This window comes from Pseudomonas sp. NFACC04-2, assembly GCF_900119265.1.
Classification (GTDB): domain Bacteria; phylum Pseudomonadota; class Gammaproteobacteria; order Pseudomonadales; family Pseudomonadaceae; genus Aquipseudomonas; species Aquipseudomonas fluorescens_AA.
Map to the genome: position 1 here is coordinate 367,162 of NZ_FPJC01000003.1, position 20,542 is coordinate 387,703.

General features: G+C 63.2%; 16 protein-coding genes. 9 read left to right on the top strand and 7 right to left on the bottom strand.

The window, feature by feature from the left end:
* Positions 1–84 precede the first annotated feature (84 nt).
* Positions 85–708: a TetR/AcrR family transcriptional regulator gene (locus BT125_RS06140; RefSeq protein ID WP_072405651.1), complete on the bottom strand. Its 624-nt coding sequence runs from the start codon at positions 706–708 to the stop codon at positions 85–87.
* A gap of 82 nt (positions 709–790) precedes the next feature.
* On the opposite strand from BT125_RS06140, the gene BT125_RS06145 reads away from it, so the two are divergent.
* The gene (locus BT125_RS06145; RefSeq protein WP_072405652.1) at positions 791–1,420 is read left to right on the top strand and encodes an NAD(P)H-dependent oxidoreductase; all 630 of its coding nucleotides are present in this window, start codon (positions 791–793) and stop codon (positions 1,418–1,420) included.
* Between the two features lie 2 nt (positions 1,421–1,422).
* On the opposite strand, the gene BT125_RS06150 is transcribed toward BT125_RS06145, so the two are convergent.
* Positions 1,423–2,985, bottom strand: coding sequence for a L,D-transpeptidase family protein (locus tag BT125_RS06150; protein WP_072405653.1), 1,563 nt, complete (start codon positions 2,983–2,985; stop codon positions 1,423–1,425).
* A gap of 162 nt (positions 2,986–3,147) precedes the next feature.
* On the opposite strand from BT125_RS06150, the gene BT125_RS06155 reads away from it, so the two are divergent.
* Together BT125_RS06155 and BT125_RS06160 are read left to right on the top strand one after the other, a co-directional pair.
* Positions 3,148–3,831, top strand: a complete 684-nt coding sequence (locus tag BT125_RS06155; protein ID WP_072405654.1) for a murein L,D-transpeptidase catalytic domain family protein — start codon at positions 3,148–3,150, stop codon at positions 3,829–3,831.
* A gap of 86 nt (positions 3,832–3,917) precedes the next feature.
* On the top strand, positions 3,918–4,874 hold the full coding sequence (locus BT125_RS06160; protein WP_072405655.1) for a class I SAM-dependent methyltransferase: 957 nt from the start codon (positions 3,918–3,920) through the stop codon (positions 4,872–4,874).
* Here the strand turns inward: BT125_RS06160 and BT125_RS06165 are convergent.
* Positions 4,843–9,966: a dermonecrotic toxin domain-containing protein gene (locus BT125_RS06165; RefSeq protein ID WP_072405656.1), complete on the bottom strand. Its 5,124-nt coding sequence runs from the start codon at positions 9,964–9,966 to the stop codon at positions 4,843–4,845. The two genes, BT125_RS06160 and BT125_RS06165, sit on opposite strands and share 32 nt — an antisense overlap.
* A gap of 129 nt (positions 9,967–10,095) precedes the next feature.
* A complete protein-coding gene (locus tag BT125_RS06170) occupies positions 10,096–11,040 on the bottom strand; it encodes a LysR family transcriptional regulator (protein ID WP_072405657.1) in 945 nt (314 codons plus the stop codon).
* Between the two features lie 126 nt (positions 11,041–11,166).
* On the opposite strand from BT125_RS06170, the gene BT125_RS06175 reads away from it, so the two are divergent.
* From BT125_RS06175 to aldA, 4 genes are read left to right on the top strand one after another with little or no spacing between them, the layout of a single operon-like run.
* Positions 11,167–12,462, top strand: a complete 1,296-nt coding sequence (locus BT125_RS06175; RefSeq protein WP_072405658.1) for an MFS transporter — start codon at positions 11,167–11,169, stop codon at positions 12,460–12,462.
* 16 nt (positions 12,463–12,478) lie between these two features.
* Entirely contained in the window at positions 12,479–13,663 is a 1,185-nt protein-coding gene (gene rhmD / locus BT125_RS06180; RefSeq protein WP_072405659.1) for an L-rhamnonate dehydratase, read from the top strand.
* Positions 13,664–13,674: 11 nt separating this feature from the next.
* Positions 13,675–14,475, top strand: coding sequence for an aldolase/citrate lyase family protein (locus BT125_RS06185; RefSeq protein WP_072405660.1), 801 nt, complete (start codon positions 13,675–13,677; stop codon positions 14,473–14,475).
* Positions 14,476–14,486: 11 nt separating this feature from the next.
* The gene (aldA, locus tag BT125_RS06190; RefSeq protein WP_072405661.1) at positions 14,487–15,920 is read left to right on the top strand and encodes an aldehyde dehydrogenase; all 1,434 of its coding nucleotides are present in this window, start codon (positions 14,487–14,489) and stop codon (positions 15,918–15,920) included.
* Positions 15,921–16,028: 108 nt separating this feature from the next.
* On the opposite strand, the gene BT125_RS06195 is transcribed toward aldA, so the two are convergent.
* From BT125_RS06195 to BT125_RS06205, 3 genes are all read right to left on the bottom strand, one after another.
* Entirely contained in the window at positions 16,029–16,631 is a 603-nt protein-coding gene (locus BT125_RS06195; protein ID WP_072405662.1) for a LysE family translocator, read from the bottom strand.
* A 53-nt stretch (positions 16,632–16,684) separates the two neighbouring features.
* A complete protein-coding gene (locus BT125_RS06200) occupies positions 16,685–17,521 on the bottom strand; it encodes an AraC family transcriptional regulator (protein WP_072405663.1) in 837 nt (278 codons plus the stop codon).
* Positions 17,522–17,714: 193 nt separating this feature from the next.
* The gene (locus tag BT125_RS06205) at positions 17,715–18,137 is read right to left on the bottom strand and encodes a GlcG/HbpS family heme-binding protein (RefSeq protein ID WP_072405664.1); all 423 of its coding nucleotides are present in this window, start codon (positions 18,135–18,137) and stop codon (positions 17,715–17,717) included.
* A gap of 270 nt (positions 18,138–18,407) precedes the next feature.
* Between BT125_RS06205 and BT125_RS06210 the strand changes: the two genes are divergently transcribed.
* Together BT125_RS06210 and BT125_RS06215 are read left to right on the top strand one after the other, a co-directional pair.
* Positions 18,408–19,493: an aromatic ring-hydroxylating oxygenase subunit alpha gene (locus BT125_RS06210; RefSeq protein ID WP_072405665.1), complete on the top strand. Its 1,086-nt coding sequence runs from the start codon at positions 18,408–18,410 to the stop codon at positions 19,491–19,493.
* Positions 19,490–20,440, top strand: a complete 951-nt coding sequence (locus tag BT125_RS06215; protein ID WP_072405666.1) for a PDR/VanB family oxidoreductase — start codon at positions 19,490–19,492, stop codon at positions 20,438–20,440. The genes BT125_RS06210 and BT125_RS06215 overlap by 4 nt, the downstream gene beginning before the upstream one ends.
* Positions 20,441–20,542 lie beyond the last annotated feature (102 nt).

The window sequence follows — 20,542 nt, forward strand, 5'->3', positions numbered from 1 at the left end:
CGAGCAAGCTCGCTCCCACATAGGGTTGGGCTCAATCCACCGCAACTCCCTTGTAGGAGCGAGCTTGCTCGCGATAGCGGCGGATCAGCTTGGAGAGGTGTCGACGGTCCTGGTCACCATCGCCACGATACTGGCCAACAACTCTTCTTTCGCCTCGTCAGCGCTGATTTCCCCAGTGGCGGCGGCATTGGACAATGCTTCCGCCGCTCCCAGCATCGCTCGCAAACCGGCCTGGGTGATGCCCTTTGTGCCGGCGAACGGCTCCAGCACCGCGCGGCACTTGTCGAGGAAAATGCCCTCGTATTCACGCTTGATACGTTCCAGCTCCGGCGAGCTGGTCAACGCTGCAATCACCCCGGGAATCTCTCGACCTTGCAACAACACGCATTCGACGTAGGAAGAAGCGATCACCGCCGCTCGACTTTGCAAGGTGGCCTCACTGGCATCCAGGGCCGCATCCATCAGTGCGGTCTGACGGGCATCGAAATCCTGGTAAAGCGCCGCCAGCAGCCCAGACCGGGTAATGAAGTGGTTGTAGACGATGGGTTTGGTCACCCCCGCCTGGTCCGCCAGCCGCGCCAAGGTCAAGGCGTCGCTGCCCTCCTCGCGCACCAGTCGCCAGGCGGCATCCAGCAATTGGCGCTGCCGGTCGTGCCGGGATAAACGACGACGAGGTGAAGCCTGCGAATGTTCGTCAGTGCTTGACATGCTAACTTTACCAACCATAACTTACTAAGCGTAACTTAAGCATACCTGTCATCAAGACCTCGTGACCAGAAGGAGTTTCGCCATGCATGCACTCATCGTTGTGGCTCACCACGATCCGCGCTCCCTCACCCACAGCCTGGCCGGGAAAATCGCCGAGGGCATCACCCGCGCCAACCCTGCCGATACGTTCGAGATCGCCGACCTGGCTGGCGAAGGCTTCGATCCGCGCTTCAGCTTTGCCGACCACGCCGTGCACCATCGCGAGGCGTTGCCGCCAGCGGATGTGCTGGCCGAACAAGCCAGAATCGACCGTGCCGACGCGTTGGTGTTGGTCTATCCGATTTATTGGTGGTCGATGCCGGCACTGCTCAAGGGCTGGATCGACCGGGTGTTTTCCAACGGCTGGGCGTTCGATTTCAGCCTCGACAAGCCGTTTATCCAGAAGCTGCAGCACCTGCGGGTCCATTTGGTGGAAGTCGGTGGCGCCGATGCCGACAGCTTCCAGCGCCACGGCTACGGTGAGGCGATGACCACGCAGATCGACCATGGCATTTTCGGTTATTGCGGTGCCCGGGTAGTGAGTTCCCAGCGTTTGCTCGACTCGGAAACCGCCGATCCGCAACAGCATTTGCAGGCCGCCGGCGTTATCGGCCAGCGGTTATCCGCAACACTCGACGAAACCATCCATGCGCCCGCGCCCGCATGCGCTTGAGCTCAGAGCGCGCGACCACGGGCGGCCGACAGTGTCGCGTCACGCCCATAGATATCCGGGACGTATACCGCCTGGCCCTGGCTGTCCGCTTGTGCTGTCCAGTAGCCCAGCAGGATCGGCACGGGCCGGGCCAGCCTGAACTCGTGGGTCGACTCACTGGCCAGCAGCGTGTCGGTGCGTGCGCGTTCGGCCGGGCTTACCAGCAGGTCGCGCAGGTGCATCACTTGCTCGATCCGCACGCAGCCTGAACTGAAGGCCCGTGGGCCTTTGCTGAACAGTGCCTGGCTCGGTGTGTCATGCAGGTACACCGAAAACGGATTGGGAAAACGGATCGCCATTTTGCCCAACGGGTTCTTCGGGCCTGGATCCTGGCGCAACATGAGGTTGCCCGGGTGCTCCCAGTCGACATCTTCCGCCAGCAACGGCAGGCCATCACCATCGAGAATCCGCAGGTTGTGACGGCTGAGAAACTCCGGATCGCGGCGAATCTCGGGCAGTTTGTCTTCGCGCATGATGGTCGGCGGAATGGTCCAGGTCGGGTTGAGTGTCAGTCGGGTGACGTGGGATTTGAGCAGCGGCGTCTGCCGTTGCGCACGACCCACCTGGGTGCGGGTTTGCCAGACCGGCGCGCCGCCCCGGTAGACCGTCAACTGCGCCGCTGCCACGTTGACCAGGACACTGTCGGTCTCCACGTCCTGGGCCAGCCAGCGCATGCGCTCCAGGTTGATGCGCAACTGCTCGCGGCGCATGGCCGGGCTGATGTTCAGCTCGGTGACGGTCCATGGTCCCACCACACCATCGGCCTGCAACGAATGCTGGGCCTGGAAGCTCTTCATCGCCTCCACCAGCATGGGGCTGTAGTGCTCGTCGCTCACCTGCGGCGGCGTACTCAGATACCCCTCGTTGAACAGTCGTTGGGCCAGGGCGGGTACGCGGGCGTCCTGTTTGTCCGGTTGCAGCAACGGCCCGCCCGGCACCGCTTGCCATTCGGCTAAAGGCTGTTGCCGCAACCGGGCATAAAGGCCGCGCAGGTTGCGGTAGAGGTCCAGGTTCGGTCGTGCCTGTTCAAAAGCGTCGGCCAGGTTCTGCAAGCCCAGCCCGGCGATGGCCAGCACCACGGCCGGGTGGTCCTGTGGCGGTGGGTTGGCCTTCCACACCGGCTCCAGCCGGTCTTGAGGCAGGTAGCCGAAACGCAGGTCATGCAAGGCTTGCAGGTAGCGTTGGCTGATGGCGATGTCGGCACAATGAGGGCCTTGGATCGCGCCCTCGACCGGCAAGCCATAGCGCGCGGGATCGAGGCCGTCATCGGCCAGTTGTTGCAACTGGACCTGCAACGCCCCCCGTCGTTCGTTGTCCGACCAGACTTCCTGGCCTGCGTTTTGCTGATAGAACGCTTGCAAATCGAGCAGCGTCGGAAAGTCGACACCCACCGCGACGTCCGGGCACGCGACCGCCAATTGCGCCAGGGTGGTCTGCACCAGTGCCGGATCGCTGTCTTCGGCTGTGGCGACCAATGGCGCAGTGAGCAATAAAAGGCTCAGGTAACATGCGGACTTTTTGAACAACTGCTTTACTCCAATCCATGGCCGTCTCGCTGACGGTGAATTTTGCGACAGGTACGACCCGCCATCATGCACACAAACGAATTCGGACGGGATGCCGCGAACGAACACCACGTTGGAACGCCTTCGCCTGTATCGGGCTTTTTGCGCCGGCTCTGCCTGGTCATGCTGGGCCTGGGCATCATTTGCAGCCCGGCGCTGGCCGACAAAAAGGCAAAGTCGCAGACGCTTTACCACAGCCTCGCCCAGGCGGCGCCGGAACTCAATCCCCTGGCGCTCAAAAGTGCCTTGAGCGCTATGCAATGCGCGGTCGCCAATGGCGCCGGCCAGGCCCGTCACCTGGCGGTGATCGACTACTCGCAACCGTCCACGGCCCGGCGTTTGTGGATCTTCGACTTGCGCCAGAAAAAACTGGTACTGCGCGACCTGGTGGCCCATGGGCAGAAATCCGGGGAAAATTTCGCCACGCAATTCTCCAATCGCCTGGGCAGCTATCAGTCGAGCCTGGGGCTGTTCCGTACCCAGGAAAGCTACCAGGGCACCCACGGCTATTCACTGCGCATGGACGGCCTCGAACCGGGCTTCAACGACCTGGCCCGTGACCGGGCGATCGTGATCCATGCCGCCGACTACGTGAATCCGCTGTGGAGCGTGCGCCAGGGGCGAATCGGGCGCAGCCAGGGTTGCCCGGCTGTGCGCCCGCAAGTGGCGCGGCAGGTGATCGACAAGCTCAAGGGCGGCCAATTCATGTTCTCCTGGTACCCGGATCCGGGCTGGCTCAAGCGTTCGGCGTATCTCAACTGCCAGCCGCAACAGGTGGCGAGCATTCTGTCTAGCAGCGGTGGCTGAACAGGCCGTTGCTGTGCAACTGAGCGGGAGCAAGCTCCCGCGCCACAGGTTAAAATGCCGGCCTTTCGAATCGCCGGCCTTGCCTGATGACCCCTCAAGTTCTAAATGATCTGCAGACCCATTTGCTGACAGCCCTGGCCTCCCCGCCGGAAGAAACCCGCCGTTTGTTCCATGGTCGCGGCCGGTGCTGGCCAGGGTTGGAGCACCTCACCGTCGACTGGCTGCAAGGGATTGTGCTGGTTTCGTTGTTCAAAGAACCGGAACCAATGCAGTTGGATGACTTGATGTCCATGCTGCTCACTCTCGCCGCCTCGCCCGCCTGGAAAAACAGCGGCGCCCATACCCTCGCCGTGCAACACCGCTACCTGCCCCAGAGCCTCACCCAGTGGCTGGTGGGCGACCCCATCGACGAATGGACCCTGACCGAAGGTGGCCTGCGCTATCGGATCGACTTGGGCAGGAAACAGAACAACGGCCTGTTCCTCGACATGCGCTACGGTCGCGACTGGGTGCGGGCCAACGCCAGTGGCAAGCGGGTACTGAACCTGTTCGCCTACACCTGCGGCTTCTCGGTGGCGGCCATCGCCGGCGGTGCGCGGCATGTGGTCAACCTGGACATGTCGCGCGCGGCCCTCAGTCGAGGCCGTGACAACCATCGCCTGAACGGCCATGACCTTGGCCAGGTGAGCTTCCTCGGCCATGACCTGTTCAAATCCTGGGGCAAGGTGATCAATAGCGGGCCGTATGACCTGGTGATCATCGACCCGCCGACCTTCCAGAAAGGCAGCTTCCTGCTGACCAAGGACTACCAGCGGGTCCTGCGCCGCCTACCAGAACTGCTGACGGCCGACGGCACGGTCCTGGCCTGCAGCAATGACCCGGCCACCGGACCGGACTTCCTCATCGACGGGGTCACCCGCGAAGCCCCCGGGCTGACGTTCGAGCAGCGGCTGGCCAATCCACCGGAGTTTCCCGATGCCGACGTGCAATGTGGCCTGAAGGCGCTGGTCTTCAAAGTGGCAGCACCGGCCACCAGGCGGTAACCAGGCTCCTGGTCACCCGGCGCACCAGGGCCTCGATCTCCCGGCTCTTGACCGAGCGGTAGATGGCCATGGTGCGGCGCAACTGATCCTCGTTGAGCGTCACCGGCTGGCCGCCCCGCCAATCCACATCGGCAACGGCTTCGAGCCCCGTGCGCCGCCAGACGATCCGCTCGCCTTCGGTGACCGGCTCCAAGGGGCTGGGTAATCCGGGGTCAGGCGAAACCAGGTTATCCAGCATGACCTGGGGCCAGCGGGACGGATCGATAGGCTCGCTGAAGGCATTCACCAGGTCGTCATCGACCGTTTCCCAGAGCGCCAGTCCATCGGTCCATTCGCGGGACATCAGGCCCAGGTAAGGCCGCCAGGTCATCTCGCCGGTACGCGGGGTTTGATCGTTGCTGTCGAAGGTATCCTGGGCATCGCTGAGCCATTCGATGAACGCCTCCCGGCTCATCTGCGCATGGCGCTGCAAGGGATCGATATAGCGATCCATCAGCGCGAAGTCCCAATGGGAGAGGTGTTCGGCCAGGAAACTCGCGAACGGCGCCCCGTCCCGGGACAGTCGTGCACGCATCACCGACTCGAACATCGTGAAGTGCAGCTCCAGCTCGCCGATGTCCGGCTGCTCCCTGTCCTGGCTGCGAATTTGCAAGCGCGTGCGCAATTGTCGAAGTTGTACGTCGAAATCGCCAATCAAGGTGGGCAACTGGTCATAGACGTTTCCATAACCGATGAAGTGCTGCAGAACGGCCCCGGCCCTCTGGCGAACGCCAAACGCCAGCCCGGCTGGGGAATCCTCGTCGGCTTCGCGGACGCGGCCAGAAAACCAATCGATGAAACTTCGCATCCCGGGATCGTCACGGGCAACCTCCAGTGCCCTTTGGAGCGAGGCAGAAATATAGAGCCACTCGTCGACGGTGTAGTGAAACGCCTCGGGAAACACATTGCGCAGGGCATTGATCTGGGCGCTGGGCAAGGGGTTGTCGTCAAGCCAGACCCCAAGTGTGTCAAGGCTCGGCAAACGGTTGAGCGCAGGGAGCAAGTCATCCTGGATAGTGGTGATACGGTTGCCGCTGAGATCGACGACGAACGTATCGGAGATGAATACATCGGAATGCCTGGCCAGCACCGCCAAGGCCAACGAGGGCACCCGATCCAGGCCGGTCCTGCCCAGCTCCAGCGTCATCAGGTTCGCAAGCTCGGGGAGCTCCGGCAGGTCCCGGCAGTTGTTTTCACTCAGGCGCAGTTCCTGCAAAGCGGTGGCGCTGCGCAGGAAAGCGCTGCCCTCCTCGTCCAGCCGCAAGCCACAGCGCGCCAGGTTCAGCGCCCGCAGGTCGGGCAATGTGGCAGTCAGGGCCTGCAACTGCTCGGGCGTGAAATCCAGATTGTCGGTCCAGATGACTTCACGCAGGGACGGTAGCGCGGCCAGGCTGCCAATGGCGGCAAGCACCTCGGCGTTGGTCCCCGATGCCGCGCCGCTGCTGATCCCGGACACGTCCAGGGTCCATAACGGGATCGAAGGATCATTGCCCAGCAGAGGGGCAAACACATCCGCGCTCAAGTGCAACGGGTTGCGGGCCAATGACAGATCCACCAGCGCCCGCAACTCACCTACCGCTACGGGGACGGCCGTGAGGTTATTGCCCCGCAGGTTCAGCGATTCGATGCCGGGGAACATGCGCAGGAAGTCTGAAGGATCCTCGACCAGCTCCAGATTGGCTAGCACCATTGATTCGATGTGCTCGAAACGAACCGGGATGGGGGGCAGCCGGCCGACGTTGATGTTTTCTATCCGCAATACCAACTCTGCGCCCTCCCTGCCCGGGTCAGGCGCGCGCTGCCAGGCCCGGCGAATTTCCCTCGCAATGACCTGGCGCTGCGCGACCAGCGCCTCACGGTCCAGTATCTGTTCAGCGGGGTGGTGAAAGCCTTCCTGGTCGACCCATTGGCGCAGCCCCTCGTCCAGGGTGGTCCATTCGTGCTCCAGGCGGGTGATCACATCGTTGAGGCTGATGCCCTCGAGCCCGGCCTGTTCGTTCAGGCCAAGCTGCAGCCGTTCCAGTGCATTTCCCGCGTGGGCGGGATAGAGCCGCTCCAGGCGCTGACGCAGGCTGCCTTGCCACTCCTGCAACGGCAGCCGGCCACGGCCGCTGAGCGGGTAAACCAGGTGTCCGTTCAGCCATTGCGGACGAGACCCCAGGCTACCCAGGCGACGCATCGCCAAGTACGGACGCAGGGCTTGCCGGTCCACCAGGGCCCGTGTCAGCAGTTGGCGGCGCAGCCGGTCCGCCTCCCAGATATTCAGGCCCAGGGCACTGCGAGCCTCGTCCGGCATGGCCCTTAGCAGCGCAGCCTCCAGGGCCATGGCGTTCGCCAGTTCTTCGCCGGTTTCGTCGAAGGGGCGATACAGTTCACCTTCCTGGCGGATGACTTTCAGCGGCCCGGCGTCCCCTAGCCCGACCGGATCCGCCAGCTCGCGCAACCACAACCGCAGGTGCAGACGCCCGCGGAGATTGGGCATATCCGCCAGCAGCCCCATGATGATGCGATCCCGATCGACGCTGCTTTCGCCACGCTCCAAGGCGCGCAGCGCACGGCTCAAACGTAGCTCACGCAACGCTTCGGCCGCCTGCCTGCCGAGCTGCCCGGCCACCCGACCCTCGAGCAAGCGCAGCCGGTCTTTGCCTGTCACGTCGCGAACGAGCTCGTTGGCGATGGATTCAGGCAGGCTCGGGAATGCCTGGACCAAGGGAACTGCCAGTGGATCGAGTCGGGTGGACCTGCCCATGGCCATCGTCACGCGCCTGGCGTCACGCTCAAGGCGTGCGGCCCAACGGCCGGCCAACAAGCGACTTCGCTCCAGCGGTTGCAAACCGACACTGCTTTGCCCCAGCAGTACGGTTTGCTCGTCACTGCTCAGGCCTTCCAGGATGCGAGCGGCCCAGGCATCGTCGGCCAGGTCGGTTTTGGTCAGGAGGATGGAGCGGGTGTCGGCCGTATCGCCTACCGGGTACAGATTGATGCCATCGTGGTAGCGCAAGGTCATGTCTTCCGGCCAGCCCGGCAGCTCCACAAGGGTCTGGACGATGCGAAAATGCATCCCTTGCGGCGCTTCGCCACGGCGCAGGCGTTCAATGGTGTGCCGCACCCATTGCCAGTTCCGTGCCTCGTCCAGGCCATCGGCCAATATGGCCGGCATCGGCCGCGCCTCCACTTGCAGGTAGCGCAGATGCGCTTCGCCGATACCGACCTGGCGTTGCACGGCCAGTATCGTAGGGTCGTCGAGTTCGACGGGCGTTTCGGGGAAGGTTCGCAACAGCTCCAGGCCACTTCGCTGCAAGGGGTTGCGGTGTGCCCACTGCCAGCCTCGCGTGCGGTTCCATTCCAGCGGCGGCGCAACGCCTGTATGCCCGGGAGGCAGGCGCAGATTCACGTTGTCCCGCGTGCCTTGCACTTCGAAGTAACGATCCTCGATTCGCACCCAGGCCTCGTCCGCCGTGCGCCAGACACCCCAGGCGTCCTGCTCGGCGTCAACGGGAGGCAAACGCTGTGCTTCAAAGGGGCGCATGTCGCCATTCCACAACCGGGTGGTGCCGTCAGCCACGGGCATGGGCTCGATGGCTGCGCCAATGAAGCCCAGGTAAGCGCCCTGGGCCACCCCGAACAACGCGTTGAAGATATGCTCAATACCTTCTTGCGCGTGACCTTCATTGAACGCCTGGATCCCTTCGAAGATTTCATACACCAGGCGCACCCCGCCTACTGCGGCGGCAACCAGGCCCACCGGTGCGCAGAACGGGAAAAAGGTCGCGGCGACCATCAGCGAACGCTCGACCAGGCTTTCCCAGTATTCGAGGCGAGCCAGCAGCGCCCGCCAGTCCTGATCCCGGGTCGGGACCATCAAGGCCGAGGCGTTGGCCAGGGTATGACCACGCCATTCGTGGTAGGTGGCGTGCCAGGGATCCTCGCGCAGGTCATCCAGGCCCCAGGCCACCTTGGGCGTGGGGATCCGAATCCGTCGAGGGTTGCCGTCCTCGCCTCGCTCGCCCTCGCGCCACCCGGTGATTCGGGCATGGATTTCCTGGAAGAGATTGAGGTTGTCCGTGACCTTCCACTCCACTTGATCGTGCAGGGCCGACCCCAGGCTGGCCTGCAGACGCAGCGGCAGATAACGCAACAGGGTCTGGCGATAACTGCGTTTGCGGACCCGTTCGGTCAGCTCGGCCGACAGTGCCTGCAGGCTGGGAAACTGTTTGAGCGGTGCCACTGCATCATGGGGCATGTGCAGCACGATCGGGCGAACACCCTTGGCATCCCCTGCCAGCCCCCAGTACACCCGAGCGCCGAACAGCGGTGCCGACAGCAACGCCAACGCCTTGACCTCGCAGGCCAGCGGCGCCACAGGCCGATCTTCCAACTGGACGCCGACGTGGGCCAGCAAGCGCTCACCGGTGTTATCCAGGCGTCCATCCAGCTTCGCCTCGTAGGCGTCATAGGCAAGCTGGCTGCGCGCATAGGCCATGTAGGCCGTGGCGACAATGGGCACCTGATGGCCGATACGCGGCAGTCGCCATTCGAGCGAGCGCCGGTAGGCCCCGCCCACATCCACACTGCGGCACAGGCGGGCAAAACTGGCCGGGGTCATGGGCAGTGGCATGGTGTCCGTCGGTGCGCCCCAACGATAGAACTCCCCGGGCTTGCCCTTGATGAAAAGCTCGCCTTTTCGATCGAACGCGCTGCCGGTGATTGCATCGTCGGGAGGGTAGTTGCGCATGGCCGCTTCGACGACCGACAGCGAGGGATCCGTGATGAACGAGCTGCGCCGGACCCTTGCCCGACGTAACACCTCCGCGATATCACCGCGGCCATTGACCTGGCTCCAGCCTTGCATCTGCGGCTGCACCTTGAGCAGATCGAGGGTAAAGGCATAGGGCGTGGGCAGGTCCTTGAGCAATGCGTTGAGCGCATCGCTGTCGTGTTGCAGTTGCCGGGTGAGCACCCTGAAGCGCTCCTGCTGGAGCCGTGTGGCTCGTTTCAGCCAGGCGGGCAGCCTGGCCTGGATAAACTCGACATGGTTATCGAGGGTAGACATGGTGGAACCTCCATCCTTGGGGGCGATTGAGTGCGTTGACGTGGCCGATGCTCTCCAAACCGATCGGTTTTTGAAACCGCGCAACCGTTGCAAGGGGTTGCGGGCGTCAGCGCAGCAAGCGCTCAGGCGCTACCTTCCCACCGCGGCCTGCGTGCGTAGCAGATCAATGAACAACCCCAGCTCCCGGCTCACCGGCTCCCCCTTGCGCCGCAACAAGCCAAACGGCGCCAACTGCACGTCCAGCGCCACCGGCAGCGCCACCACCAGGCCCATCTTCAGGTAATCGCGCAAGGCGGTTTCCGAGAGCACCATGATCGCGTCGGTCAGTTGAATTAGCTGTTGCATGGAATACACCGAGCTACATTCGATGATGTCTGCGGGCGTCGGCAGCGCAAGACGTTGCAACGCTTGATCGAGGCCGATGCGCGCCGGGCTGGTTTCCGGCTGCAGGATCCACGGCCATTCGCTGACCAGTTCGGTCAGGTCCAGTTTTTTGCGCCGGGCCAGGGGATGGCCGGCGTGGACCACCACCAGCAGTCGTTCATTGCCCAGTTGCTCGAAGTCATAGTGCTCGCTGTCGGTGGAGGCGTTGCGCCGGGCGATGGCCAGGTCGATGCGGCCCTGCTCCAGCAACTGGATCACCTGGTCGCTGGTGTCCCCCATGATGCGGATCCGCAGCTGCGTATTGAGCGCCTTGATCCGGGCGATGGAGTCCATGACCAGGTCCGGCGCCGCCCCCATGATGGTGCCGATGGACAGGTAACCATAACCGCCCTGCTGACGGGCCAGCAGGTCTTCGGCGCAGCGGTCCAGACCGCTGAGGGCCAATTCGGCGAAGCGAATCAGCTCCTGGCCCAGGGCGGTCGGGCGCATGCCCCGGGGCATGCGCTCGAACAGGTCGCAACCGAACATGTCCTCGATCTCGTGCAGCATCCGGGTCGCTGCCGGTTGCGACATGTTCAGGCTCTGGGAAGCCCGGTGCAGGTTCTGGCTGGCGTTCAAGGCCACCAGCATGTGCAAGTGCTTGTAGCGCAGGCGGTTGAACAGACTGCGCGACGATACTGGATGAGTCATGGATAGGCCTCTTATTACCGATACCTTAACGGTATCGATTGTTAGCTAGATTCGATTTGTAACGCATCAATCGCCCGCCGTACAGTCCAGCCCATAAGAACAAATACCTGCTAAAGGACTCCCGCGATGAAGACTCTTCCTGTGTCTGTGCTGGCCAAGATTTCCTGGCGCCTGCTGCCCTTCCTGCTGCTGATGTACATCATGGCTTTTCTCGACCGGGCCAACGTTGGCTTTGCCAAACAGGCCTTCCAGGCCGACACCGGCATCGGCGACGCCGCATTCGCGTTTGGTGCGGGCGTGTTCTTCGCCGGTTACGCACTGCTGGAAGTGCCCAGCAACCTGATCCTGCACCGCGTCGGCGCGCGATTGTGGATGTGCCGGATCATGGTTACCTGGGGCCTGGTGTCGGCGGCCATGGTCTTCGCCCACAACGAAACCAGTTTCTACGTGCTGCGCTTCCTGCTGGGCGTGGCCGAAGCCGGATTCTTCCCCGGCGTGATTCTCTACCTCACCTATTGGTTCCCCTCGGCGGCCCGGGGCAAGGCCATGGGCTTCTTCTATTTCGGCGCCCCGCTGGCGTTCATTTTCGGCAGCCCGCTGTCGGGACTGCTGTTGGAGCTGGACGGTTTCGTCGGTGTTCACGGCTGGCAATGGCTGTTCGCCGTGGAAGGCCTGATGGCGTCGGCGGTGGGCGTGTGGGCCTACTGGTACCTGGACAACCGCCCCGCCGATGCGAAATGGCTGACGCTCGAAGAGCGCCGCCAGGTCCAGGAACTGCTTGATGCCGAGGACCAGCACAAACAATCCCATGGCCGCAGCCTGCTCAGCGTGTTGTGCCAGCCTTCGGTGCTCTACCTGTGCCTGATTTACCTGCTGATCCAGGCCAGCGTCTACGGCGTGGTGTTTTACCTGCCGACCCAAGTGGCCGGGTTGCTGGGCAGCAAGGTTGGCTTGTTGGTGGGTCTGGTCACGGCCATTCCGTGGGTTTGTGCGCTGTGCGCGGCCTACCTGATTCCCGGTTACAGCGACCGCACCGGCCAGCGACGCCGTACGGCTGCGTTGACCCTGTTGATGGCCGCCGCCGGGATCGCCTGCTCGGTCAGTGTGTCCAGCCCACTTCTGGGCATCATCGCCCTATGCTTCGCCGCTTCCGGCTTCATCGCCGTGCAGCCGGTATTCTGGACATTTCCCTCCAGTTACCTGGCTGGCAGTGCCGCTGCGGCAGGCATTGCGCTGATCAACTCCTTCGGTGCCCTCGGCGGCTTCATTGCCCCGGTGCTGAAGAATTGGGCCGAAGGCGCCTTCCATTCTCCTGCGGCCGGCCTTTACCTGCTCGCCGCCACCACCGTCATCGCCGCGTTGCTGGTACTGGGCATCCACTCCCCCGGCCAACGCGCCTCGAACACACCGGCCACGGTTTAACTCAAGGAGCTGCACAATGGGAATCCCCACTATCAAACACGTCCGCGCCTTTGTCCTGCGAGGCGGCGGCGCGGATTATCACGACCAGGCGGACGGCCACTGGATCGACGATCACATCGCCACACCGATGAGCAAATACCCGGACTACCGCCAGAGTCGCCGCAGCTTCGGCATCAACGTACTCGGCACCCTGGTGGTAGAGATCGAGGCCAGCGATGGCACGGTCGGGTTTGCCGTGACCACCGGCGGCGAACCGGCGGCCTACATCGTTGAGAAGCACCTGGCGCGATTCGTCGAAGGAGCCCGGATCACCGACATCGAAAAGATCTGGGACCAGATGTTCCAATCGACGCTCTACTACGGCCGAAAGGGCCTGGTGATCAACACGATTTCCGGCGTGGACCTGGCGCTCTGGGACTTGCTCGGCAAGATCCGCCAGGAACCGGTGCATCAACTGCTCGGCGGCGCGGTGCGCGATGAGTTGCAGTTCTACGCCACCGGTGCACGGCCTGACCTGGCGAAGAAAATGGGCTTCATCGGCGGCAAGATGCCTTTGCATCACGGCCCGGCCGAAGGCGAGGAAGGCCTGCGCAAGAATCTCGAGGCACTGGCGACGATGCGCGAGCGGGTCGGTCCGGACTTTTGGCTGATGCTCGATTGCTGGATGAGCCTGGACCTCAACTACGCCACCAAACTCGCGGTCGGCGCCCATGAGCACGGCTTGAAATGGATCGAAGAGGCCCTGCCACCCGACGACTACTGGGGCTACGCGGCGCTGCGCAAAAACGTCCCCAAGGGCATGCTGGTGACCACCGGCGAACACGAGGCCACCCGCTGGGGCTTCCGCATGCTCCTGGAAATGGGCTGCTGCGACATTATCCAGCCCGACGTCGGCTGGTGTGGCGGGCTCACCGAACTGGTGAAAATCTCGGCTTTGGCCGACGCCCACAACGCGCTGGTGATCCCCCACGGCTCTTCGGTCTACAGCTACCACTTTGTCGCCACCCGGCATAACAGTCCGTTCGCCGAGTTCCTGATGATGGCGCCCAAGGCGGACGAAGTGGTCCCGATGTTCCACCCGCAATTGCTGGGCGAGCCGGTACCGGTGCAAGGCCGCATGCGCCTGTCGGTCCTCGATCAGCCCGGCTTCGGCGTGACGCTGAACCCTGAGTGCCAACTGCATAGGCCTTATAACCGCTAGAGGAGCCCACCATGACCATGCCCCACAACGCCTTCAAGGCCGCGCTGACCTCCAAGCATACGCAGTACGGCATCTGGGCCGGTTTCGCCAGCGGTTACGCCGCCGAAATCGTCGCTGGCACCGGTTACGACTGGATGCTGATCGACGGCGAACACGCCCCCAACACCGTGCCCAGCGTGCTCAGCCAGCTCCAGGCCGTAGCGCCCTATGCCACCGCGCCAGTGGTGCGAGCGGTGACCGGCGATGCCAACCTCATCAAGCAACTGTTGGACGTCGGCGCCCAGACGCTGATGATTCCCATGGTCGAGACCGCTGAACAAGCCCAGGCCCTGGTGCGCGCCATGCGTTATCCGCCCCACGGCATGCGGGGTGTCGGCGGAGGCCTGACCCGCGCCACCCGCTGGGATGGCGTCGCCAACTACCTCACCACGGCCCATGAAGAGCTGTGCCTGATCGTCCAGGTGGAATCGCGCACCGGAGTGGAAAACGTCGAGGCCATCGCCGCCGTCGAAGGGGTGGACGCGGTGTTCATCGGCCCCGCCGACCTGTCCATTGGACTTGGCCATGCGGGCAATCCTGGTCACCCCGAAGTCCAGGAGCGTATCCAGTTCGCGGTCAATGCCACCCTCGCGGCCGGCAAGGCTTGCGGCATCCTCGCACCCAACGAAGAAGACGCCCGCCGTTATCAGGGCTGGGGTTGCCAGTTCATCGCCGTGGCCATCGACATCAGCCTGCTGCGCCAGAGTGCCCTTGCCACCCTTGCCCTCTACCGCGAACCCTCCCCCGCTCAAGCGCCGTCGCGCACTTACTGAAGGATACCGCCATGTCATCCGTTCCTGTGTTCCAGAACTTCATCAACGGCCAGTTCACCCACAGCGAGGCGCACCTGGACGTGTTCAACCCGGCTACCGGGGCGCTGCTGTCCCGGGTCCCGGCTTCCAACGCCGCCGACGTCGATCAGGCCCTGGCTGCCGCCCGTGCCGCGCAGAAAGACTGGTCGGCCAAACCGGCCATTGAACGCGCCGGATACCTGCGCCGCATCGCTGCCAAACTACGGGAAAACGTCACCCACCTGGCGCGCACCATTACCCTGGAGCAAGGCAAGATCAGTGCCCTGGCCGAGGTAGAGGTCCATTTCACCGCCGACTATCTCGACTATATGGCCGAATGGGCCCGGCGCATCGAAGGCGAGATCATCACCAGCGACCGCCCCGGTGAAAACATCTTCCTGTTCCGCAAGCCCCTGGGCGTGGTGGCGGGGATCCTGCCGTGGAATTTTCCGTTTTTCCTGATCGCTCGAAAGATGGCCCCGGCGCTGTTGACCGGCAACACCATCGTCATCAAGCCCAGCGAAGAAACCCCGAACAACTGCTTCGAATTCGCCCGGTTGGTCGCCGCGACCGACCTGCCACCCGGTGTGTTCAATGTCGTATGTGGCGACGGCCAGGTGGGCGCTGCCCTGAGCGGTCACAAAGGAGTGGACATGATCAGCTTCACCGGCAGCGTCGCCACCGGCTCACGGATCATGACGGCGGCGGCACCGAACATTACCAAGCTCAACCTGGAACTGGGCGGCAAGGCCCCGGCCATTGTGCTGGCGGATGCCGATCTGGCGCTGGCGGTGAAAGCCATTCGCGATTCACGGATCATCAACACCGGGCAAGTCTGCAACTGTGCCGAACGCGTTTACGTGGAGCGCAAGGTCGCCGATCAATTCATCGAGCGGATCAGCGCGGCGATGTCTGCCACCCGCTACGGCGACCCGATCGCCGAAGCCGACGTGGAGATGGGCCCGCTGATCAACCGCCAGGGCCTGGACAGCGTTGAACACAAGGTTCGAACCGCCCTCATCCAAGGCGCCAGCCTGGTGAGCGGCGGCAGCGTGGCGGATCGCTCCAGCGGCTTTCATTTCCAACCCACGGTACTGGCCGGTTGCAACGCATCAATGGACATCATGCGTGAGGAAATCTTCGGTCCGGTGCTGCCGATCCAGATCATTGACGACCTGGACGAGGCCATCGCCCTGGCCAACGACTGCGACTACGGCCTGACTTCTTCGATCTACACCCGGGACCTGAGCCGGGCCATGCACGCCATTCGTGGCCTCGACTTTGGCGAGACCTACGTCAACCGCGAAAACTTCGAAGCCATGCAGGGGTTCCATGCCGGCGTGCGTAAATCCGGGATTGGCGGGGCCGATGGCAAGCATGGTTTGTATGAGTACACCCATACCCATGCGGTGTACTTGCAAAGCTGACTTGCGATAGACCGAGGCTTGGCGAAGCGCTGCCTGTCTGGGTGCGCTTCGCACCCCAGCGGGAGCAAGCTCCCTCGCCACAACGATTCTTCCCAGTCCTCCTATCTCTCAGACCACCAAGGTCAACCACGCCGATGCCAATAACAACACCGCCATGGTCCGATTGAACCGGCCCATCGCCACAGCGGAACGGCAGAACCGGGCAGCGCCGAGGCCCAGATAGGCCCACAGGGTCATGCACGGAATGGAAATCGCGAAAAACGCCAGGGATAGCCAGAGCACCCGCACGGTACGGTCAGCCTCGGCGCCGGCAAACACGCTGACCACCGCCAACGCCATCATCCAGGTTTTCGGATTTACCAACTGCAATCCGGCCGCTCCCGCCAGGCCCAGTCGCGGGCCCTCGGCGGGCCGGTCCGGGTCTATGGCCTGGGCCGGGGCGCTGAAAATCTGCCAAGCCATCCAGCTCAACCAGGCAATGCCGGCCCATGAGAGCAATGTTTGAATCGTGGCATGGCGCGCGAGCACATCCCCCAATCCGGTGCCGACCAGGAGCACCAACAAGGCTGCCGCCGCGCACGCGCCGAGGATGATCGGCAAGGTGGTGGCCAGGCCGAAGCGCGAGCTATGGCTCAGCACCAGAATATTGGTCGGGCCCGGGGTGATGGAGGCGACAAAGGCGAACAAGGCAAACGGCAGTAACTGGTCCATGGAGCAACTTCTCGGTGAATGATCGTCACTCGATCATCCCCACGAAGGCCCGCTCAGTCTGGAACAATTGAGCAGCGCTTGCGGTAGTCCGCCGGGCTCAGGCGATAGGCACGCTGGAACCAGCGCCCCAAGTGGCTCTGGTCGGCAAAACCGAGCATGGCCGCCACCGTCCCGGCGCTCTCGCCAGAGGCCAGCAAGCGCCGGGCGCGGGCCAGGCGCAACTGGATCAGATAGGCATGGGGCGCCAGACCGAAAGCGGCCTTGAATGCACGGCTCAGGCGAAAACGATCCACACCGGTGACCCGCGCCAGGTCGTCCAGACCGATGTCGTCGCTCAGGTGGCTGTGCAGGTAATCCCGGGCCTGCTGCGCCACCAATGGCAACCGCGGATCCGGGTTGATCCGCGCCCGCCAGTGCAGGTGTTGGGTCAGGTTGGCCAATAGAGTGTCGAGGGCCGTCTGGCGCACGATGCGGATTTCCTGCTCATGCAGGCTCTGGAAGGCCAAGGCCGTGGCACTCGCCAGCCGCGCATCGTCAGTCAGGGTAGCGGCGAATCCCAATTGGGCGTTGTCCGGCGCCCCGTCGAACAAGGACCGCAACTCGCGCTCCAGCCATTGGGGCTCCAGGTACAACGTGCGGTAGGTAAACCCATGGTCGTGGGGCGCATTGCCGTCATGCAACTCGCCGGGCTCAAGCAGGAACACCTTACCCGGCGTGCTGTTGTGCTGCTGGCGGCGGCAATGAAACTGCTGCACACCCTGCTCGGTCACGCCCACCAGGTAGGTGTCATGCCAATGGGGATCATAGGCATGCCCCTCGAAATGCGCGCGCACGGTCTCGATACCGGACGTGGCGTCCTGCTTGAGATCGATCCAGTTGCGCGCCGTCATGAGCCGCCTCGTTTTGTGTACCCGACCGAAGCAGATTAACCGCTCGTAGGGATGACGTCTGGAAGATTTGTGCAATTCCCGGTGGGAGCGGGCTTGCTCGCGAAGGCGGTGTATCAGCCAACCCATGCATCGACTGACACACCGCCTTCGCGAGCAAGCCCGCTCCCACAGGTTATCAGCCTCGTCCTCAGCGTCAGGCTTGCGGGGTTATAGGCAGCACCGCCTCCATTGCCAGCCGCGCCAATTCCGCATCCTGCTCGGCCCTGACCCCGGACACGCCAATGGCGCCGATGCATTGACCGTCATGACGGATCGTCACGCCGCCTTCAAGCATGCCCTGCAGGTGCGGAGCGCTGAGGAACGCGTAGCGACCGCCATTGATCATGTCTTCGAAAACCTTGCTGTCGCGCCGGCCCATGGCGGCGGTGCGGGCTTTTTCCGTCGCGATGTAGGCCGATAACGGCGAGGCATCGTCCAGGCGCAACAGCCCGAGGGGATGACCGCCGTCGTCCACCACACAGACCGAAACGGCCCATTGACGCTGGTGCGCCAGCTCCTTGGCCGCCACCAGCAATTGCGCAACGTCCTGCTCAGTGAGTACCGCTTTGGTCTTCATGAATCACTCCGTGTTGTGCAGCAGCAAGCCCGCAAGACAATCAGACACCCGCCCAGCAGGTCCAGGAATACTTCGTTCTGCGAACCATAGCGCACCTGCAGCCGTTCAATGAAGCCCCGGATGCCAGCGGCCTGCGATCGTCCACCGGCCACTAATGGATCCACTAAACAAACCAATCATCCATTTATTCAGCAAAAACGTTGACAAGGAAATTAGTTAAGAGAGTTAATGGATCCACAGACAAAAACAACATCCGCCTGGAGATCCGCCATGTACCCCAAGAACGCCTGGTACGTTGCCTGCACCCCCGATGAAATCGCCGACAAACCCCTGGGTCGCCAGATTTGTGGTGAAAAGATGGTTTTTTACCGGGGGCACGAAGGCAAGGTCGCAGCCGTGGAAGACTTCTGCCCTCATCGCGGCGCCCCGCTGTCCCTGGGCTACATCGAAAACGGCAACCTGGTGTGCGGCTATCACGGCTTGGTGATGGGCGGTGATGGCAAGACCGTCGAGATGCCGGGGCAACGGGTACGGGGATTCCCCTGCAACAAGACCTTTGCGGCGCAGGAACGGTATGGCTTCATCTGGGTCTGGCCCGGTGACCAGGCGCTGGCCGACCCGGACCTCATCCATCATCTGGAATGGGCCGAAAGTGATGAATGGGCCTACGGTGGCGGCCTGTTCCATATCCAGTGCGACTATCGCCTGATGATCGACAACCTGATGGACCTGACCCACGAAACCTACGTCCACGCCTCAAGCATCGGCCAGAAGGAAATCGACGAGGCGCCACCAGTGACCACCGTCGAAGGCGATGAAGTGGTCACCGCCCGCCATATGGAAAACATCATGGCTCCGCCCTTCTGGCGCATGGCCCTGCGCGGCAACAACCTGGCCGACGACGTACCGGTGGACCGCTGGCAGATCTGCCGCTTCACCCCGCCCAGCCATGTGCTGATCGAAGTGGGCGTGGCCCATGCCGGCAACGGCGGTTATCACGCCGCGCCGCAGTTCAAGGCGTCGAGCATCGTGGTGGATTTCATCACACCGGAAACCGAGACCTCGATCTGGTATTTCTGGGGCATGGCCCGGCACTTCCAGCCGCAGGATGAAGCACTCACCGCGTCCATTCGCGAAGGCCAAGGCAAGATTTTCAGCGAGGACCTGGAAATGCTCGAACGCCAGCAACGCAACCTGCTGGACCACCCGCAGCGCAACTTGCTCAAGCTCAACATCGATGCTGGCGGCGTGCAGTCCCGGCGGGTGCTGGAGCGTTGGATCGCACGGGAGCGCGAACCTCAAGCCGGCCTGATCGCCAGCAGTCAACAGCCACAACTGGCGGAGCAACGGCCATGATCGAAGTCCAGGTCACGGCGCGACACCGCGAAGCCCTCGATATCTGCAGCTACGAGCTGACCCGTGTCGACGGTGAGTCATTGCCGGCCTTCACCGCTGGCGCCCATATCGATGTGCACTTGCCCGACGGGCTGATTCGCCAGTACTCGCTGTGCAATCATCCCGAGGAACGGCATCGCTACCTCATTGGGGTGCTCAAGGACCCGGCGTCCCGCGGTGGTTCGCGCAGCCTGCATGAGCTGATCCAGCCAGGCATGCGCTTGCACATCAGCGAACCACGCAACCTGTTCTCCCTTGCGCCCCAGGCCCGGCGCAGCCTGCTGTTTGCCGGAGGCATCGGCATTACGCCAATCCTTTGCATGGCCGAGCACCTGGCTCAGAGCGGAGCGGCATTCGAGCTGCATTATTGCGCCCGCTCCCGAGACCGTGCTGCCTTTGTCGAACGCCTGCGCCAGGCCCCTTACGCTGACCGGGTGTTTCTGCATTTCGATGAAGAACCAGAAACCCTGCTGGACGCCGCCAGGGTGCTGGCCGCACCCGATGACGACCTGCACCTCTACGTGTGCGGGCCCGGTGGGTTCATGCAGCACATCCTAGACACCGCCAAGGGCCAGGGTTGGCAGGAAGACCGCCTGCACCGCGAATACTTCGCCGCCGCCCCTACCGACACTCGTGCCGACGGCAGCTTTTCAGTCAAGCTCGCCCGCACTGGCCAGGTCTTCGACGTGCCGGCGGACCGCAGTGTGGTGCAGGTGCTGGAAAGCCATGGCATCGAGATCCTGATCTCCTGCGAACAAGGCGTGTGCGGCACTTGCCTGACCCGCGTGCTGGAAGGCGTGCCGGAGCATCGGGACATGTTCCTGACCGAGGCTGAACAGGCCTGCAACGACCAGTTCACACCGTGTTGTTCCAGATCAAAAACCCCGGTGCTGGTGCTGGATCTCTAAGGACGAATCCTGTGGAAGCAAGCTTGCTCGCGATGACGCCGGCTCTGCGGCATTGATGGCGACTGACCCAACGCTATCGCGAGCAAGCTCGCTCCCCCAAGG

Coding starts and splice junctions, on each gene's coding strand:
- BT125_RS06140 (WP_072405651.1), bottom strand. CDS start 708: ATGTCAAGCACTGACGAACATTCGCAGGCTTCACCTCGTCGTCGTTTA.
- BT125_RS06145 (WP_072405652.1), top strand. CDS start 791: ATGCATGCACTCATCGTTGTGGCTCACCACGATCCGCGCTCCCTCACC.
- BT125_RS06155 (WP_072405654.1), top strand. CDS start 3,148: ATGCTGGGCCTGGGCATCATTTGCAGCCCGGCGCTGGCCGACAAAAAG.
- BT125_RS06160 (WP_072405655.1), top strand. CDS start 3,918: ATGACCCCTCAAGTTCTAAATGATCTGCAGACCCATTTGCTGACAGCC.
- BT125_RS06165 (WP_072405656.1), bottom strand. CDS start 9,966: ATGTCTACCCTCGATAACCATGTCGAGTTTATCCAGGCCAGGCTGCCC.
- BT125_RS06170 (WP_072405657.1), bottom strand. CDS start 11,040: ATGACTCATCCAGTATCGTCGCGCAGTCTGTTCAACCGCCTGCGCTAC.
- BT125_RS06175 (WP_072405658.1), top strand. CDS start 11,167: ATGAAGACTCTTCCTGTGTCTGTGCTGGCCAAGATTTCCTGGCGCCTG.
- rhmD (WP_072405659.1), top strand. CDS start 12,479: ATGGGAATCCCCACTATCAAACACGTCCGCGCCTTTGTCCTGCGAGGC.
- BT125_RS06185 (WP_072405660.1), top strand. CDS start 13,675: ATGACCATGCCCCACAACGCCTTCAAGGCCGCGCTGACCTCCAAGCAT.
- aldA (WP_072405661.1), top strand. CDS start 14,487: ATGTCATCCGTTCCTGTGTTCCAGAACTTCATCAACGGCCAGTTCACC.
- BT125_RS06195 (WP_072405662.1), bottom strand. CDS start 16,631: ATGGACCAGTTACTGCCGTTTGCCTTGTTCGCCTTTGTCGCCTCCATC.
- BT125_RS06200 (WP_072405663.1), bottom strand. CDS start 17,521: ATGACGGCGCGCAACTGGATCGATCTCAAGCAGGACGCCACGTCCGGT.
- BT125_RS06205 (WP_072405664.1), bottom strand. CDS start 18,137: ATGAAGACCAAAGCGGTACTCACTGAGCAGGACGTTGCGCAATTGCTG.
- BT125_RS06210 (WP_072405665.1), top strand. CDS start 18,408: ATGTACCCCAAGAACGCCTGGTACGTTGCCTGCACCCCCGATGAAATC.
- BT125_RS06215 (WP_072405666.1), top strand. CDS start 19,490: ATGATCGAAGTCCAGGTCACGGCGCGACACCGCGAAGCCCTCGATATC.